13 protein-coding genes are annotated in these 17,644 nt (G+C 73.6%); 8 read left to right on the plus strand and 5 right to left on the minus strand.

Going from position 1 to position 17,644, the window contains the following annotated elements:
* Nucleotides 1-180 (minus strand): hypothetical protein (locus C1A33_RS06090; protein ID WP_133150574.1); only part of this gene is annotated, 180 nt, incomplete at its 3' end.
* A gap of 206 nt (nucleotides 181-386) precedes the next feature.
* On the opposite strand from C1A33_RS06090, the gene C1A33_RS06095 reads away from it, so the two are divergent.
* Nucleotides 387-1,127, plus strand: coding sequence for a response regulator transcription factor (locus C1A33_RS06095; protein ID WP_101830542.1), 741 nt, complete (start codon nucleotides 387-389; stop codon nucleotides 1,125-1,127).
* Between the two features lie 302 nt (nucleotides 1,128-1,429).
* On the opposite strand, the gene C1A33_RS06100 is transcribed toward C1A33_RS06095, so the two are convergent.
* Together C1A33_RS06100 and C1A33_RS06105 are read right to left on the minus strand one after the other, a co-directional pair.
* Nucleotides 1,430-2,602, minus strand: coding sequence for an amidohydrolase family protein (locus tag C1A33_RS06100; RefSeq protein ID WP_101830543.1), 1,173 nt, complete (start codon nucleotides 2,600-2,602; stop codon nucleotides 1,430-1,432).
* Nucleotides 2,599-3,168: a TetR/AcrR family transcriptional regulator gene (locus C1A33_RS06105; RefSeq protein WP_165818244.1), complete on the minus strand. Its 570-nt coding sequence runs from the start codon at nucleotides 3,166-3,168 to the stop codon at nucleotides 2,599-2,601. Before C1A33_RS06105 ends, C1A33_RS06100 begins: the two co-directional genes overlap by 4 nt.
* A gap of 202 nt (nucleotides 3,169-3,370) precedes the next feature.
* On the opposite strand from C1A33_RS06105, the gene C1A33_RS06110 reads away from it, so the two are divergent.
* From C1A33_RS06110 to C1A33_RS06140, 7 genes are all read left to right on the plus strand, one after another.
* The gene (locus tag C1A33_RS06110; RefSeq protein WP_101830545.1) at nucleotides 3,371-4,363 is read left to right on the plus strand and encodes an NAD-dependent epimerase/dehydratase family protein; all 993 of its coding nucleotides are present in this window, start codon (nucleotides 3,371-3,373) and stop codon (nucleotides 4,361-4,363) included.
* A 40-nt stretch (nucleotides 4,364-4,403) separates the two neighbouring features.
* A complete protein-coding gene (locus tag C1A33_RS06115) occupies nucleotides 4,404-4,583 on the plus strand; it encodes a hypothetical protein (protein WP_101830546.1) in 180 nt (59 codons plus the stop codon).
* A 205-nt stretch (nucleotides 4,584-4,788) separates the two neighbouring features.
* On the plus strand, nucleotides 4,789-5,217 hold the full coding sequence (locus tag C1A33_RS06120) for a nitroreductase/quinone reductase family protein (RefSeq protein WP_101830547.1): 429 nt from the start codon (nucleotides 4,789-4,791) through the stop codon (nucleotides 5,215-5,217).
* Nucleotides 5,214-6,500 (plus strand): SDR family NAD(P)-dependent oxidoreductase, encoded by a 1,287-nt coding sequence (locus C1A33_RS06125; protein ID WP_101830548.1) that lies wholly within the window; start codon nucleotides 5,214-5,216, stop codon nucleotides 6,498-6,500. Before C1A33_RS06120 ends, C1A33_RS06125 begins: the two co-directional genes overlap by 4 nt.
* Before the next feature lie 554 nt (nucleotides 6,501-7,054).
* Nucleotides 7,055-13,285 carry a hypothetical protein gene (locus C1A33_RS34610; protein WP_165818245.1) on the plus strand — a complete coding sequence of 2,077 codons (6,231 nt, stop codon included), beginning with the start codon at nucleotides 7,055-7,057 and terminating at the stop codon, nucleotides 13,283-13,285.
* Complete coding sequence (locus tag C1A33_RS06135; RefSeq protein WP_101830549.1) at nucleotides 13,282-15,396, plus strand: MBL fold metallo-hydrolase; 2,115 nt, start codon at nucleotides 13,282-13,284, stop codon at nucleotides 15,394-15,396. The genes C1A33_RS34610 and C1A33_RS06135 overlap by 4 nt, the downstream gene beginning before the upstream one ends.
* A gap of 82 nt (nucleotides 15,397-15,478) precedes the next feature.
* Nucleotides 15,479-16,048, plus strand: a complete 570-nt coding sequence (locus tag C1A33_RS06140) for a phosphotransferase (protein ID WP_101830550.1) — start codon at nucleotides 15,479-15,481, stop codon at nucleotides 16,046-16,048.
* On the opposite strand, the gene C1A33_RS06145 is transcribed toward C1A33_RS06140, so the two are convergent.
* Together C1A33_RS06145 and C1A33_RS06150 are read right to left on the minus strand one after the other, a co-directional pair.
* A complete protein-coding gene (locus C1A33_RS06145) occupies nucleotides 16,045-16,308 on the minus strand; it encodes a hypothetical protein (protein ID WP_101830551.1) in 264 nt (87 codons plus the stop codon). The genes C1A33_RS06140 and C1A33_RS06145 overlap by 4 nt on opposite strands.
* A 144-nt stretch (nucleotides 16,309-16,452) precedes the next feature.
* Nucleotides 16,453-17,172 carry a DUF433 domain-containing protein gene (locus C1A33_RS06150; RefSeq protein ID WP_101830552.1) on the minus strand — a complete coding sequence of 240 codons (720 nt, stop codon included), beginning with the start codon at nucleotides 17,170-17,172 and terminating at the stop codon, nucleotides 16,453-16,455.
* Between the last annotated feature and the right edge of the window lie 472 nt (nucleotides 17,173-17,644).

The raw sequence follows: 17,644 nt of genomic DNA on the forward strand, positions 1-17,644 counted from the left end.
GGCGACGAGACCGCGAAGAGAGGACAACGAGCCGGCCATCTCGGCGGTGAGCACCTCGAATCCACGGTCGGTCAGCGCCGACTGGGCGACGCGCAGCGGCCAGCTCGGGTGCGATCCCAGGATTTCGGTGGCATAACCGCTGCTGCGTTTCCGCAGAGCGAGCAGAACAAGGCGGCGCACGGACACCTCCGGTTCGGGAGTGGACTCGATGCGGAGTAACGCAGAGTCACTATCGTCATCCAATGTGGCCGTGTCTGTCCTCGCCGGTGTCCCCAAAATAGTTGACGCCGCACGCAGGCAAGTTCACCGTTCGTTTACCAACCGTAGGGTGCACGTAAAGATCACATCGTTACTCTCAGCACCCGACGCACCGATAGAGGAGACTCGTGGATCCGTTCTGCTCGTCGCCACTGAAAGTCGGAGTCATAGGTGACCGCCCGCTGTTCCGGTGGGCCGTGCAACAATTGCTCGTCCGGGAGTCTGACATCGCGACCGCAGTTATCGGCGAGACCCCGGACGAACTGAGGAGGACAGCCTGGTCCACTGGTTCGGACAAACTCGATGTCGTCATCATCGACTTCGGATCGAACCTCGAGCTCGCCGCCGAGAGAATACGGGACGCGCGTTCCCTCGGCCGTGTGCTCGCCGTTTCCGAGTCCCTTCACCGGGATGACGCCATCGCAATCCTGAAGGCCGGGTCCGCCGGCTGTCTGGCGAGCACGGCGCCGTGCTCGAGCTTCGCGGACGCGGTGCGCGCGGTGGCCGCCGACGGTTTCTACCTGCCGGCCGGCCTCACCGACGTCGTCCTGCCCGGCGAGGTCCTGCCCGGCAAGGCCGCCCCCGGCGAGGCTGTGACCTGGGAAGTCACCGCTGACACCCCCTCTCCCGCCGCGCTGGGGGACGCCGGTCAGCCACGGCTGTCCGAACGCGAGGAGCAGGTTCTGAGCCTCATCGCCCAGGGATTCACGCACAGCCAGATCGCGACGCGTCTGGGGTTGGCCGTGACGACGGTCAACACGTACGTCAAACGCACCCGCGCGAAACTCATGCTGGGTAACAAGGCGGAACTCGTGCGGGTCGCGATGGAGCGCCGTGTCGTGTCCTACCCGTCGCCGGTGCGGCACTAGGCGACACAGGTCGCCCGTACACTCCCGATCCAGCCGCGCCCTGCCCCGCGCAGTCACCCCGTCTCAGCGGTTACCCGGCCCCGCGCAGGTGTCCTTTCCCGCGCGAACGAGCCGCCCGCATTCGCCCGCCATTCCCACGAGGCCCGCGGCGTCGCGGGGCCGAACGAGGTACGGCGCGAGGCGACGGGGACGCGGTCGCCGATGTCGTTGCGTCAGCACCAAAAAATCGTTGTACGCGCAAGGGAATCCCGGACGCACACGCAATGCCCCGTTCCCGCGCCGGCAACCACGCTCAGGTGCGATTAGCGGCGCAGCAGCGTCTGGGCGTTACCCCACAGGATCTTGTGCTGGTCCTCGTCGGACAACGAGTCGACGAGCTTGGCGAAGTCGCGGGGCTCGGCCAGCCCCTCCGCGTGCGGATAGTCGCTGCCCATGACGAACGCGTCGGCGTGCCCCACCTGGTGGACAAGGCCCACGACGTCGTCCTCCGGGTAGGGGACGACCTTGATGTGCTTGCGGAAGACCTCCGAGGGACGCTCGGTGAGCTGGCCGCCGATCCACGGGCCGTTGCGGCCCATGCCGCGGCTCTTGTCGAGCTTGGACAGGGTCAGCGGCACCCAGTCGGCACCGAACTCGGCGACCAGGCACTGCAGCTCGGGGAAGCGGCCGAAGACGTTGTCGAAGATGAGCGCGCTCAGCGTCGACGTGATCGGGTAGGTGCCGTAGGTGTTCATCCACTGCCAGGCGCTCATCCGGAAATGGATCGGCGCCGGCTCGTGGCCCCACGCGGGGGCGATGGAGCGGTTGTACCAGTGCTCGGTGATGTGGAAGGCGATGGCCGCCCCGGCCTCCTGCAACCGCGCGTAGACCGGGTCGAAATGCGGGTCACCGGGCGAGCGGCCGTCCACCGGGCCCACCGAGAACAGCACGAGCTTCGCACCGCGGCCGAGCACGCGGTCCAGCTCCTCGCCGGCCTGGTCGACGTCACGCAGGCTGATCAAAGCTGGGGACACGATCTCGCCGTCCCAGCCCCAGGTCTCCTCCGTCCACCGGTTGAAGGAATGGATGTTGGCGTAGAGGCCGTCGGTGTCGTCGACGTACTCCTCGGCGAACAACGACCAGCCGCCGGAGAACATCACCGCGCCCTGGACGTTCTGCTCGCGCATCCGGGCCAGGCGCGCCTCGCGGTCCTGGTACTCCTCGCGCATCGGTTCGAACGTGTAGGTCTCGTCCGGGTTGCCCGAGGCCATCTGCCTGAGCATCTCCTTGAGCGTGCCCGGGCGGTAGACCTCGTTGAACTCGGGCTCGAGGCAGCGGACGACCCGGTCGCCGGCGAGGATGACCTCGCGCCCGTCGGGCAGTCTCACCGGCTGGATCGCCTGGCGGGCGAACGCCGGGTCGAGATGGCGGGTGAACGCGTCGCGGACCTCGTAGTTGTGGTTGTCGCAGTCGAACAGCGGGCCGTCGTAGGTCATCGGTAGGCTCCCTCGTCCGGGGCACCGGGGGCGGTGCCGAGGATCCCGTCGAGCAGCGCCGTGAGCGCGGCGTCGAATGTCTCCTGGTCGTACGCGTGCGGTCCGGTTCCCGTGCGGGACCCGAGCCAGAGCCACTCCAGAGCCAGGAAGGCCCGATGCGCCGCCGGGTGGCTCAGGCCGGCCTCACGCAGCGCCGCGCGCACCCCATCGCGCAGCTTGGCGCCCAGCGGGGTGTCCGGGGCGTTGGCGATGACGGCGCCGGTGATCCCGGGGTTGTCGACGAGCGCCCGCTGGAGCAGCCGGATGTGGCGGGTGATCCGCTCCCGGGGCGTTCCCCGCAGCTCGGACGGCGACGGCACGGCGCCCAACACCGCCTCGACGACCGCGACCTGCAGCGCGCGCTGGCTGCTGACGTGCCAGTAGAGCGCGCCGGCGGCGACGTCGAGCTCGGCGGCGACATCACGCATCCGCACCGCCTCCAGCCCGTCGCGGGCGGCCAGGCGCAGCGCGACGGCCACGATGGCGCCGACGCTCAGCGGGTCCGCGCGCACCGGCCGCCCCGCCATCGCGACACCCCTCCCACCCGCTCCGGGCGGGCCGTCCGGCATTCCCACCCACCATCTCGAACGCCGTTCAAGTTAACACGCGACCCTCTCCCCGGCAATCAGTGCACAACGGACGGACATCGACGACGAGTCTTGCGTCACCCCACCAGCACTGTTTCAATCGATCTCAATCAATTAGACGATTTGACCCACGGGAGCTGGCGTGCGCCTGTTCATCACCGGGGGTTCCGGACTCACCGGAGCCAATCTCTGCGTCACGGCCTTACAACGAGGCCACACGGTCACGACGATGGTGCGCGATCCGGCGTCGGCGTCGTTCCTCACCGACGCCGGCTGCCGGGTCGTCACCGGCGACCTGGCGAACCTGGACGCCCTCGCCGACGGCATGACCGGCGCCGACGCCGTGATCAACTCCGCCGCGGTGATCGGCGGCACCTGGTCCACCGCCGGGCCCGACGACTACGACCGGGCCAACTACCAGGGCGTCGTCAACGTCCTCGACGTCGCCGAACGGGCCGCGTCGCACCCCCGCTGCGTCATGATCAGCACCGCGGCCATCCTCGACATGTCCCACACCATGACCGAGATCTCGCCACTGCAACCGATCGTGCACGGCCCGACGACCTACACGCCGGCGAAGCTCTCCGCCTACTACCTCACGATGCACCGGGCGTCGCGTGGCCTGCACGCCTGCACCGTCGTCCCCTCCGGCATCTACGGCCCGTCCCCGCTGGTCGACCGGGCGCTCGCGGCGACGAGCTTCAACTCCAGTCTGCTGGGCGCGCTGCGCGGCGAGTTCGACGGATACCTCGACATGCCGCTGCCGTGGGTGTTCGTCCAGGACGTCGCCGACATCGTGCTCGCCGCCGCCGAGCAGGGCCGGCCGGGGGCGCGCTACCTCGCCATCGGCAGCAGCGACGACCTGCGCAGCCTGCCCGACCTGTGCAACCAGATCAACGACCTGGCCGGCGTCGCGCACCGGGTCCGCGCCATCCGTCCGCAGGACGAACCGGAGAGGTTCGGCGCGATGACCCGGTTCAGCGAGCACACCTACGCCGACCCGCCGATCGACGCCTCGGTGACGAACAAGGAACTCGGCATCACGTCGACCCCGGTGGCCGAGGGCCTGCGCCGCACGCTCGACTGGCTGCGGGCCGCCGGACGCGTCCCAGGCTCCGGACGCGTCCCAGGCTGAGGTCTCGGACCGGCGGAGCCCGGGTACCCCCGCCGCGCCCATGAGATGCGTCACGGGCGGCACGCCGACGGCGGCGGCGACCGGCGACGGGCACCTCGGCCGCCGCGGGGCGCCCGCCGACCGCACGAAGCCGCTGCCCGGCGGGCGATTCCGCCTGCCGGGCAGCGGCTTCGCGGTGCGCGGCGGATCCCCGCGACGGGATGGGTACAACAACGGATGACGGGACGGCGCAGCCCCGGGCCGGCCCGGGAGGAGCACGATCGCTCCCCCCGGGCAGAGCCGGCCAACGACACGTAGCAGACAATCCGTACCCGATCCGTTCTGGCGACGGCAGCATCGGGTGAACGTTCGGTGGATGCCGTCAGACAGACGCGTGTGGTCCGGTCCGCCCGGGGTCGCGCGCGCATGCACAGGAAGTCGGAGGGATGGCGAGCGACCACGCGTTCAAGGCGCTGAACACGATGCACCGCCTCCTCGTGAGGATCTCCGGGGGCCGGCTCGGCTGGCGTGCCGGAGGGATGCAGGTCCTGGAGGTGAGCACCACGGGGCGGCGCAGCGGCCGTCCCCACACGCTGAAGCTGACCACGCCGCTGCGGGAGGGCTCGACGATCGTCCTCGTCGCCTCCCGCGGGGGCGACGACCGCAATCCCGACTGGTACCACAACGTCTGCGCCAACCCCGACGTGGCGGTGCGCACCCGCGGCGGCCCCTGGCAGGCCATGCGGGCCCGCCCGGCGACCGCCACGGAACGCGACGAGCTGTGGCCGCGGGTCGTCGCCGACAACCGGTGGTACCGGAACTACCAGACGAAGACCACCCGGGTGATCCCGCTGGTCCTGCTGGAGCCGAGGTGAGTCGCCCGCCGGCGGTCCGCCTCCCCCGCCGCCCCCACGACCGGTCGGGCTGGACCGTCGCCGACGTGCCGGACCTGCGGGGACGGACGGCCGTCGTCACCGGCGCCGACTCGGGCATCGGCCTGGAGATCACCCGGGTGCTCGCCGCGCGCGGCGCCACCGTCGTGCTCGCCAGCCGTGACGTCGACCGCGCCGAGCGGGTCGCCGCCGCCATCCGCGCCGCCCACACGCACGCCGACGCCCACCTGGCGACCGCGATCGGCGCCCCGCGCGGCGCGGCGACCGACCACGTCGGCGCCGACCACCAGTCCCACGGCCTGGGCGGGAGCCTCACGCCCGGCGCGGACGTGCGCGTCCAACGCCTGGACCTGGCGTCGCTGGCCTCGGTCGAGGCGGCGGCCGCGCGGATCCGCGCCGACCATCCACGCCTGGACCTGCTCGTCGCCAACGCCGGGGTGATGTCCCCGAGCACCGCGCGCACCGAGGACGGCTTCGAGCCGACGTTCGGCGTCAACCATCTCGGCCATTTCGCGCTGACCGGCCTGCTGCTCGACCGGCTGCTCGCCACCCCGGGCTCACGTGTGGTCAGCGTGAGCAGCCTCGCCCATCTGTGCGGCCGTCTGCGCGCCGACGACCTGGCCCGGCTGCCGTCACGGGCCGCGCGCCCGCCGGCCGCGGCCGACCGCCACGTCGGCTTCCTCGGGCCCACGAACGGCCCGGCGGGCGGCACCGCCGGCGCCCGGACGAACGGCCGCCCGGGCGGCTGGGCCGGTGGGACGGGCGGGACCCGTGGCGGGCCGGCGGGCGGACGGCGGGCCCGGCTGCCCTACCCGACCTCCAAGCTCGCCGCCCTGCTGTTCACCTACGAGCTGCACCGGCGGCTGGCGGCGGCCGGCGCCCCGACCCTCGCGGTGGCGGCCCACCCGGGCATCGCCCGCACGGCACTGGTGCGCACGAGGTCGCCGGTCATCCGGGCGTTCCTGTCGAACGGCGCGGCACCGCTGATGGGCTGGCTCATCCAGGGGCCGCAGGCCGGGGCGCTCGCCCCGCTGCGGGCGGCGGTCGACCCGGACGTCCGCGGCGGCGAGTACTACGGCCCGGACGGCCTGTTCGGCGGGACGGGACTGCCCGCGCCGGCCTACTCCAGCCCGAGCGCGCGCGACGCCGATCGCCAGCGTCTGCTGTGGGCGGAGTCCGAGCGGATCACCGGCGTCACCTACCGGTTCCGCACGCTCCCCCACCCGTCCTCCGCCGCCGCCGTGGTCCCGCTCGTCACGAGGTAGGGGCGCCTCCGGCCGGCGCTGCCCGGCCACGGGCGGGGCCGGCATGTCGCCGCCCCGCCCCCGGCCGGCGCGCCCCAGCCCGACCAGGCGACGCCGCGCCCTCAGCGTGCGCGGGACGTGTGGCGGCTCGGAACGCGCCCGCGCCCGCGGCCTGGCCTGGCCTGGCCTGGCCTGGCCTGGCCTGGCCTGGCCTGGCCTGGCCTGGTGAGCGTACGACCGGATTCGGTAGGCCGAATGGTCGCGCGGGACGCCCGGATGCGGGCGAAACCCAGAAACGCGACATCGCCGCATGGGGACGTGCGGACCCCGATCAAGGTCGGGTTCGCGCGTCCTGGCAGAATTGACAGATGCCGCTTCCCCGGGATTTTCGGACGTTGTTCGCGGGTGCGCCGCACACCGACATTCCTGATCAGGAGGAAATGCGGCGAGCAGGCCTTCCCGCACCGGATCGCGGCGACATCGGCCCGTCCGGTCCGCGACTTTCTTGCCACCCGACGCCAACGTTCGATTTATTGAAAACATTAGCCCGATTCGCTGGCGAGGAAGGCTGACAGATGTCGTCCGTGACTCGCCGCAGAGCGCACCGCATCCGTGGAACCGGCGGTCATTTCCCCGATCCGGCATTTCCCGCCACGCCGGCTGACTGGCCGCCGGGACGACGGATCGCCGAGGAGGTCGACCTCGACGCGTTGGCCGCCGCCGCCGTGGCCGCGCTCACCGCCGACGACGTGCTCGCGTCCCTGCGCCAGATGCCGCTGATCGTTCGCCAGGCCGTGATCGCCGGCACGCTGGGGATGCGCCGCGTCGCGGTGGTCAACCGGGGCATGGCGGCGCGGCTGCTGGCCCGGATGCGCGCCGGCGGTTCCACCACCCGGATCGACCTGCTGCACGACCTCACCAGCCCGCTGGTCATCGCCTTCATGCTGTATGCCGATCCGGCGATCTGGTCCGCCGTGCTGGGCGACGACGACGGCGCGGCACTGCGCGCCGTCGCGTCGTCGCCGGGCCTCGGCCCTCTCCTCGACGTCGCCGCCGACATCAGCGCCGCGCTGGTCACGGGCGCCCTGGTCGCCGCCATCGCCAAGGACGCCCCGGCATCCGCGGTGGCGCTGGCCACGCTCGCCGTCGACCACCCCGCGGCCCGGTCCGCCCACGACGCGCTGCGGACTGGTTTTCCCCGGCTGCCGGACGTCCCCACTCGGTCCTTACCAGGGCTCGTTCCCCGGACGCGGCGCTGCGCCGCCGCGCTGGTCGAGGAGGGCGGCAACCGCGACGACTGTCAGAACGACCGTGGGTGCGGTGCGTATCACCTGACCACGGACAGCGAGATCGGCGTCGAGGAGGACCGCGAGATGCTCATGTCCGATGGTACGGGCGACGACATCCCCGCGGGCTCCCCGCGCTCCGGTGGGGAGGGGGTCGAGGACGACGCCGGGCAGCGGGCCTCCCAGGTGCTGAAGCGGTGGGACGAGGCGCTGCGGGCGGCGCTGTCGGTGGCCGACGCGCTGCGCGCGGGTCAGCTGCCCGCGTGCGACCTCGCCGACGAGGTCGCCGCGCACGCGCGCCACGCGAGCGTCGCCGCGCGTCGGCTCGGCGACGAGCTGGGCGCCGCGATCGACCCGTCGCGGGACGGCCTGCGGGACGCGTTAGCGGAACTGCGGGAACGACACCGCCGGCAGACCGAGGAAGCAGCCTGGATCGACCGGCTGACGCGCCTGGAAGGTCCGGCCGACCTCGCGGATCTGATCACCGGGGTGCGCACGGCCGCCACTGCCGCCCAGGACGATCCCGCCGTGTCCCGCGAGCCGCTGGCGGCCCTGTGGCGGTTCCTCGGTGTGGACGACGACAAGCGGTCGGCGCGCCGGCGCGTCGACTGGGCCGAGCTGAGCGCCGCGCGCGCGGCGAGGCCAACGGCGCCGACCCCGGTGCCGGAGTCGACGTCGGCCGACGCGGCCGCGCCGCTGGACGACGCGGAGCCAGCGGACCAGGCAGAGCCAACGGACCAGGCAGAGCCAGCGGACCAGGCGGAGCCGGTGGACGAGCCCGATCCCACCGACGAGGCGGACCCGGGCCTCGCTGGGCTCGCCGCGCTGCTGGCCCGCGGCCACGGCGCCGCGCTCGCGTCGATCAGCGGGGGTCAGGCCCGACCGGCGACAGGCGGCTCGCCGGACGACCACCGGACCGACAGCCCCGCGCCGGACGTGGCATCGGCCAGGTCGGACTCGGACCCCGCCGCCGCGCACGCCGCCGTCGCGGACGCCGACACCACCGCCCCCGCGATCGCGCCCATCGCCGTCCCCGCCGCCGACGATGCGCGCCGGGAGGCCTCAGGTCCTGGCGGCGCGCAGGTCACGGAGCTGGCCGAGGCGTTGCTCGGGCGGGACCGGTTCGGGCTGGCGGCGGACCTGCTGGAGGCGGCGGGCGCGCCGACCGCCGGGGTCGCGGCCCGTCGGCTCGCGGCCTGCGCGGTCGCACTGCGCGCCCCGGCGGGTCCGCTGGCGTCCGCGTTCGCCGACATCGAACCCCAGGTCAGCCGGGAGGCGCTCGGTGACGATCGGGCCGGGCAGTTGCTGGCGCTGCTGGCCGCCGCCCGGATCGCGCTGCTGGCGCCGTCAGCCGGCCCGGCCCGGGTGCTCGCGAAGCTGCTGCCGTGCGTCAGCGGCCAGCCGAACCTGTCCGAGGCGCTCAGCGCACTCGCGGAGGCGAGCCGCTGCGGGGTGGTCATGCTCGCCGAGGCCGCCGACGCGGTGGGCACCCTCGCCGCGGCGGAGACTGTCTCCGCGGAGCTGGCCACGGAGGCGGCCGCGCTGCTGTCCGGCGCGCCGCGGCGCACCTTCAAGTACGTGCCGGCCAACGGCGTCTACCAGGCGTGGATGCGGCCGGACGGCGAGCTGGGGGCGATGCTGACGCTGGTCGCCGCGAACAACCCGGACGCCGCCAGCCAGGCCCGGGACCTGGTGGTCGGGCTGCGCGGCAAGGCCTACCGCAGCATCGAGTCGACCTTCGCCGGGCAGCGGCGCAACAAGTCGAACCAGATCGTCGCCGGCGCCCGGGACAACCTCGCCGGCCGCTGGGATGAGGCCGTCGAGCTCGCGGGCCGCTGGGCCGAATGCGCCGAGCGTGTGCTCGAACGGCGGGCGACGACCGTCGGCAACTGGCACACCGCCGCCCTCGCCAAGCTGCACAACCGGCTGAAGAAGGTGCGCGAGCCGGCCCTCGACGAGCTGGCGGGCGTCAGCGACCGGCCGGCCGTCGCCGGGGCGGCCAGGCGGCTGTTCGGCCAGGCCCTGGCGATCTGCGACGGCGACGTGCCGGTCGCCGACGAGCCGCCGGTCGCCTACGCCGCGCACGGCGAGCTGCTCGCGTCCGCCCTGCTGCTCGACGCGCGGACGCTGCTGCCCGACGGCGGACTGCCGGCGCTGCCCGACGCCGGCCGCCGCGACCTCGGCCGGCTCGCCCAGGCCGAGCGGCGCGGCCCGCGCGACGTCTACGACCAGCGGGCCGGTCGCGGTGACCACGACCTGACCGCGGTGCTCATCGCCGGGCTGCGCCGCGCGGAGCCGGAGCTCGCCGCCGAGCTCGAACGGCGTCGCGGCGTCGACATCCAACGCCAGTCCCGACAGATCCGCCACCGCGTCGACGAGCTCAGCGACCGGATCGCCACCCGGCGGCTGGACGGCAGCCTCGACGACCAGCCGTGGGCGGCGCTGGCCGCCCGGGCGGAGGCGCTGCGGGACTCCTCCCGGCAGGACTTCGGCCGCGTCCAGTCCGCCATCGACGAGATCGCCACCGACCTCGACCGCCAGCGCGACGAGGCGATCGCACGCACCGTCGCCCGCATCCACGAGCGTGCCGGGCGGGACCAGAACGTCGCGCAGGTCGCCGAGCTGCTCGTCGGCCGGGCGCTCGGCGGCCAGGTGGCCAGCGCCGAGGAGTCGCTGGAGACGGTCACCGCCGGCGGTCGGCTGCCATCCGCCGGCTCCACCGGCGCGCGGCATCTGCGGGCGTTCCTCGCGACCGTGCCGGCACTCGCCGACGAGCGGTCAAGCGAGCCGCTGGACCTCGTGTACGCGGCCCTGACCGGGTCGAACAGCGCCGCGCAGGCCCGGATGGCCCAGCTCGGGCTCGACACCGCGGGGCTGTCCGACGCGCGGCGCGACGCCGGCCGCAAGGCCCTCGGCGCCTGGCGGGCGCTGGCCCGGCGAGGCAACGACCGCAACATCCGCCGCGACGACACCGTCGGCGCACTGCGCCTGGTGCTCGCCCAGGCCGGGCTGGAGTTCGCCCAGGTTCGGCTGCAACAGGCTCCCGCCGGCCAGACCGGGCGTCACTGGGTGACGTTGAAGGACGTACGGGGCACCGGGGAGGCGCTGACCCCGGCGCTGGGCTCGGCGATGAGCCCGGACGGCGCCACCCTGTCGGTGGTGCTGGTCCGCAGTTCGCCGACGCCGGCGACGCTCATCGAATGGATGGCCGTCGCCCCGCACGACCAGACGGTGCTCGCGCTGTGGCTGGCCGGGGTGCTCTCCCCCGCCGACCGCCGGGCGATCGCCAACGCGGCACGCGGGCGCCCCCGGCCGCCGCTGTTCCTGCTCGACGAGGCGTGCCTTGCCTACCTGGTCTGCCAGCAGGAGCCACGGCGCGCCACCTTCGCGGCCACCGCGCTGCCCTTCACCGCCGCGAGCCCCTACCGGGACACCCCGGGCGAGATCGCCCCGGAGATGTTCTACGGGCGTACCGACGAGCTCGCCGCCGTGCTCGACCTGCGCGGTTCGTCGTTCGTCTCCGGGGGGCGCCAGCTGGGCAAGTCCGCGCTGCTGCGGATCGCCGCCCGCGAGTTCACCCGCGACCGCCCCGGCCACGAGGCCGTCGGGACCACCGTGTTCACCGTCGGTGCCGACGGGCGGCCCGAGCTGCTGTGGGGCACACTGTGGCCGAAGCTCGCCGAGCTGCGCATCGTCGACGGCGCCGCGCCGCCGGCCCGCGACCTCGCCGCCGCCGTGCACGCCGCGATCCTGCGCTGGCTGCGCGCCGAGCCGACCCGGGCGCTGCTGATCCTGCTCGACGAGGCGGACGCGTTCCTCGACGCCGACGCCGCCGGCAACCGGTTCACCCACGTCGACTGGTGCCGGCGGATCATGCTGGACTCCGACCGCCGCGCCAAGGTCGTCTTCGCCGGCCTGCACACGACCGCCCGTTTCGAGTCGCTGCCCAATCAGCCGCTGTCCCACCTCGGCCGGCCGATCAGCGTCGGCCCGCTGCGCCCGCAGCACGCCCACGAACTGCTCACCAAGCCGCTGGCGGCACTCGGCTTCACCTTCGCCGACGAGGACGCGCTGCCCGCGCGGATCCTGGCCCGGGCGAACAACCTGCCGGCGCTGCTGCAGCTGTTCGGCGAGGCGCTGGTGCGCCACCTCACCGCCCGGGAGGTGCCGCCCGACGGCCCGCCCCAGCTGATCACCGCCGAGGACGTCGACGACGTGTTCGGCGACGCCGAGCTCGCCGCCGCGTTCCGCAAGAAGTACGTCATGACCCTGCACCTGGACCCCCGCTACCTGGTGATCACCTACTCGGTGGCGTTCGCGGCCCACGAGCGGGGCATCGATGCCAGCCTCAGCCTCGCCGAGCTGTCCGACGAGGCCCGTCAGCACTGGCCGGCCGGCTTCCGTGACGTGGGTTCCGACGGCTTCGCGGGCCTGGTGACCGAATGCGTCGACCTCGGCGTCCTCGCCCTGGACCAGGGTCGCTACCGGCTGCGGACCCCGACGGTGCGCCGGCTGCTCGGCACCGCCGACGAGGTCTTCGACACCCTGTCCATGGCACCGCAGCAGCTGGCGGTGCCCTCGGTGTCCGACGCCGCGTCCTATCGCCGGCGGATCAAGGACCTCATCCGCTCGCCGCTGACGGAACGGCAGATCGGCCGGCTGTTCGACGCGCGCCGGACGGTGCTGACCATCACCGGCTCCACCGCGCTGTGGATCGACCGGGTGCACCTCGCCCTCGAACAGGCCCACGCGGAGACGGCCGGGCTGGTCCGGGCCGTGCAGCGGTGCGCGGTGCCGACGCCGGACGGCGTGCGGGGGTCGGTCGCCCGTGCGACCGACGCGACCCTCGTCCTCGTCGACGCCCGGGACGCGCCGACTTCGGCGCTGCGGGCGCTGCTCGCCGCCGCCGAGACCGCCGTCGCGGCGGCCACCCCGGACGTCGCCGTCGCCGTCGTCACCGCGCCGCCGAACGCGGCCGCCTGGGTGGGGCATCCCGGCCGGGTGGACCTGGCCCGGATGGACGAGCCGGGCCTGCGGCTGTGGTGCGACGAGGACGGCCTGCCGTTCCGCGACGAACAGGCCCGCTCGCAGCTGCTGGCGCGCACCGGCGGCTGGCCGATGGCGCTCGCCCAGGTCGCGCGGCGGGCCGCCAGCGAGGGTTCCGCCGCGGGGCACGGCCGGCTGCTCGACGGCCTCGACGAGTGGCTGTCCGCCAAGGGCGGCCGGGACCTCGTCCGCGCGGCCGGCCTGGACGCCTCGGCACCCGCCCTCGCCGCGGTGTTCCGCGCCGCGGTCGACCTGTGCGGAGCGGCCGGTGCGGATCCGCACGTCGTCGCCAGCGTCCTGGAGGAGGATCCGGACCTGGTCGCGCGGGCGTCCGACGCCGGTTTCGCCGCCCTCGACGAGGTGGTCGCCGCGCTGACGGCGCTGGGCTGCCTGCTCGTCGACGACGCCGGCCTGCTGCGCCCCGAACCAGTCCTCGCCGACCGCCTCCCGCCCGACCTCGGCGCACGCCCATGACGTCCGTGCCAGGCGCGACGCACGATCCGCTGCCGCCGGTCGTCCTCGCCGCGTTGCGGCTCGCCGCGACCGTCATCGCCGAGGTCGGCGGCGAACCGGTGGATCCCGGCCGGGTCGTCGCCAGCCGCGAGGGCGTCTTCATCCTTCTCGACCTGCTCGCGCAGTCCGCGCCGCTGCGCGCGGAGGTCGCGGCGCGGCTGGCGGCCACGGCGGGCGAGGGGCTTCTCCTCGCCGAGGGCGGCGCGTTCGCGCTCGGCCTGACGGACCGGGATCCGGCGGTCGTCGGCCGGGCTGCCGGGCAGGTGCGGGCCCTGCTCGGCGAGCAGCGGCGGGCCGCGCGCCGGGATCGCCGGGAGCAGCAGCGGGCCGGGCGCGCCACGGCGGAGCAACGCCGCGACGAACGGGCGAAGGACCGCCTCGCCGACCTTCGGCAGGCCCGCGACCAGGCCCGCCGGCGCGCCGCCCTCGCCGAGTCCGATGCCCGGCGGTCGCACGCGGAGCTGCTCGACCTCGGCGACGAGCTGGCCGCGCAGACCGCCCGCGCGCAGGCCGCCCAGGCACAGCTCGCGGCCGCCCGTCGCGAGGCGTCCGACCCGCTCCAGCTCGCCGCCGCGCTCGCCGCCCTGCTGCGCTGCACCGCAGGCGCCGGCCTCGACCAGGCGGCCCGGCTCGCCGGCCTGCCCGCCGAGCTGGCCACGACCGTGTCGACCTGGCTGCCGGCGCTGCTGGACGCCTTCGCCGATCCGCCCGCGCCGGCTGCCGCCAGCGTCAGCGCCCGGGAGCGCCAGCCGCGGGTGGACGTCCTCGGCGGCGGCACCGAGATCGGCGGCTCCTGCGTACTGATCACCGCCGGTGACACCCGGCTGCTCGTCGACGCGGGCAGCCGCCCCGGCGGGCACCGCGCCGACGACCTCGCACCACCGCGGATCGCCGACGCGTTCGCCGGCCGCCTCGACGCCGTGGTCGTCACCCACGCCCACAACGACCATGCCGGCTGGGTGCCGGCGGTACTCGCCCGCAGCCCGCATACCCCGGTCCTCGCCACCGAGGCGACGGCGACGCTGCTCGCGCCCCTGTGGATCGACTCGGCGAAGGTGCTCGCCCGTCGCGGGACGGGCGACGCGTTCGAGCCCGCGCCGTTCGACGCCGACGACGTCCAGCACGCGCTGCGCCAGCTCCGCGCCGTGCCGTGCGGCCGCCGGCACCGCGTCGGCGACCTCGACGTCGAACTGTTCCCGGCCGGCCACATCGTCGGCGCGGCCGGGGTCGTCGTGCATGCCGGCGACCAGCGGATCGTCGTCTCCGGGGACGTCTCGCGCGCCGGGCAGCGCACCGTCGGCGGCATCGCGGTCCCGCCGTCGGCCCGCGGTGCGCGGCTGCTCCTGCTGGAGTCCACCTACGCCGGCGCCGGGCGGATGCCGCCGCGTGAGGCCACCGCCGCCCGGCTCGTCGCCGACGTCGCCGCGATCACCAGCGCCGGCGGGCGGGTGCTGATCCCCGCGTTCGCGCTGGGCCGCGCCCAGGAGGTCGCCCTCACCCTCACCGAACGACTACCCGACGTCGACATCCGCATCGACGGCCTGGCCCGCGCCGTCACCGCCGTCTACGAGCAGCAGCCCGGGCCGGACGGCGGGCCGATGCGCATCTTCGGCCCCCGGGTCCGCGCTGTGCCGCCCGGCGGCACCCAGGAGGCGATCCGGACGCTGCGCGCCGGCGTGGTGATCGCCACGTCCGGCATGCTGACGGCCGGCCCGGCGGTCAGCTGGGCACGGGCACTGCTGCCGGACCCGAGCGCCGGCCTGATGGTCGTCGGCTACCAGGACGAGGACTCCCCCGGCGCCCGCCTGCTCGCCCTCGCCGAGGCCGGCGGCGGCGCGTTCGAACTGCCCACGAGGGACGGCCCACCCAGCGTGATCCCCGTCGCCGCCCGCGTCGGCCACCACGGCCTCGGCGCCCACGCCAGCGCCGACGACCTGGTCACCATCACCGCCGACATCGGCGCCGCCGAGGTGATGCTCGTCCACGGCGAACCCAAAGGCCAGGCCACCTTCGCCGCCCGCCTCGCCCTGCGCGCCCAGCCCACGGCCGCCACCGGCGCCTGGTCGTCATGACCGCACACCGGAGGCGAACGGCGCCTCCACCTCCGGCGGCGGATCGCGGCCCGCCACCGACAGCGCGGGGCAGCCCGCCGCCGTGAAACTCGTCCGGGAGGAGATCGCCGACGACGCGGACTTTCGAGCGCGGTTCCGCCGGGAGGTAGCGGCCTGCCGGGCCGTCCGCGCCCAGTGCACCGCCGCCGTTCTCGCCAGCGACGCCGACTCCCCCCAACCGTGGCTGGCGACCGAATACATCCCCGGCCCCAGCCTGCACGAGCTGGTCAGGGCGGCCGGCCCGCTCGACGCGCGGCTGCTCTCGACGCTCGCTCTCGGGCTCGCCGAGGCGCTCGTCGCGATCCACCGGGCCGGCTCAGCAAGGGTCCGTCCCGCGCACTCGGGGATCATGCGAGCCGGCGGGTCAACGTCCGCCGTGGGAGCGGGTCTGTCCCGCGCACTCGGGGATCATGCTGCCGCCCGCTGGGCGGCGTTCCACGGCGAATATGCGGCTCCAAGGCCGCCTGACTCTTACACGCTGAGCCCACAGGCCATGCATGTCGCGCGGCTGCGAGTCGGCCAGACCGGCCTCGATCCGGCCGTCAAGCCGATCGCGAGATCCACCGTCACGGACACGCCACCCTTGGTGAACTCTACAATTCCAACAACCTAAATAGTCATCTTCTTGATCTGGTTTGCATGGACGGCATAGAGAAACGGACCGTCATCCGCGCATGCCGCGACAATAGCGTCCAGATTGGCCAGGAGCCAGCGGGCCATCTCCGGGCCGGGGAGATTCTGCCGTGTGAGATAGAAGCAGCGCGCTTGAAAATCAAGGACAGCCCGCTGCTCGGCGGGACGGCGCCGGATGCGTTCGTCTTTCATGAAGGCCACCCACCCCAGGACGGGCGGTGTCAGCCAGCCACGTGACATCGGCGATGTCCTCGTCCTGCGGAATTCCATAATACTCAGCCAGCGTCGTAAGCTGGATGCCGGCCCCACGTAACAGCCGAGGCACGGCTATACGCCCGAGGCTCCGATCGACGAACACATGCGGCAACCCGACGGGATGCGTCATCAGGCGGCAGTTCCGGTGGCGATACGCACGGCGTCCTCCAGATCGTCTGGGGGACCTCCGAACTCCGCAGCGACATCGGCAAGGGGTTCGCCGGCCCGAAAGCGCCCCAGGGCATCTTCGAGACGGGCACCACCCCTGGCGAAGATCGGCTGCCCGAATCCGCGCGCGGGGTCCACAACCACGCTCGCACGCGGATACTGAGGCAGACTGATGAGCCGCGCATACCCATCCTCCGCGAACTCCACCCGCCGCAGATAGGACTCGACGATCTCACCGAATACCCGCTGCCCGTGTCGCACCGCGACCAGTTCTCGGGCCCCACGGGCTTCAGGAGAATCGCCATGGCTCTCCGCAAAATCGTAAAGCACCTCGGCGCCATCCGTGTACAGCGCCCGCGAGGCAAGAACATGTTCGATGCCGAGTTCGTCAGCCAACCGGGCGAGCGCGGGCCGGATGCGCTGCAGGGGAACGCCGGCCCGGCGGATCGCAGCCAGGACAAGCCCTTCGGCAAGACCAACGAACGGCACAACAGCCGCACCAGGGGTGGAACGCGGCCGGACCGTCACGATCGGATCGCCGTGCACGGCAGATCCACCGGGCCGTCTCAGGACGTAGCCGTAAGCCCACGCCGCGAAGGTGGATGCGGGTACCCCCAGATAGCGGCCAGCCTCAGCCACGCTGTAGAGCGGCACACGAAAACGTGCTGGATCATCGGTCATGCCCCGCCTCCCCTCGGACGTCCTCACCGGCATGGCCCTCGCCGGTCACCTGATCACGTTGTTGATCCACCACTCCCTCCACCGTACTCAGCCATCGCCGCCCGAGATGTAGTCCTCCGTAGCACCGTTGATCGCTGTCATGAGGCTGAGTCGGCCGACAGTCTGGGCAGAGCGGGCGTTCCACGTGCTGCTGAACAAGCCGTGAGGCTCGACGCCGTGATCGGCACCGGGATCGACGGTTTCCCGTAAGCGGCATTTCGGGCGGACTTCCCACCGATGGGAAGGGCGTGCGGGGGGCAGTGGTTCCGTGTCGCGAAGTCGCGGTTTCGTGTCCGGTTTGCCCCACAGTTCGCGACACGGACCGCCACGACACTGCCGGAACGCGGCCACACCCAGCGGCGCGCCAACACACGAAGATCACCGGAGGGCGGGGAGGGTGGTGAAGCGGACGGGTTCGCGCAGGACGGTGGTG

The sequence above is a fragment of the Frankia canadensis genome (assembly GCF_900197875.1).
Classification (GTDB): Bacteria; Actinomycetota; Actinomycetes; order Frankiales; family Frankiaceae; genus Frankia; species Frankia canadensis.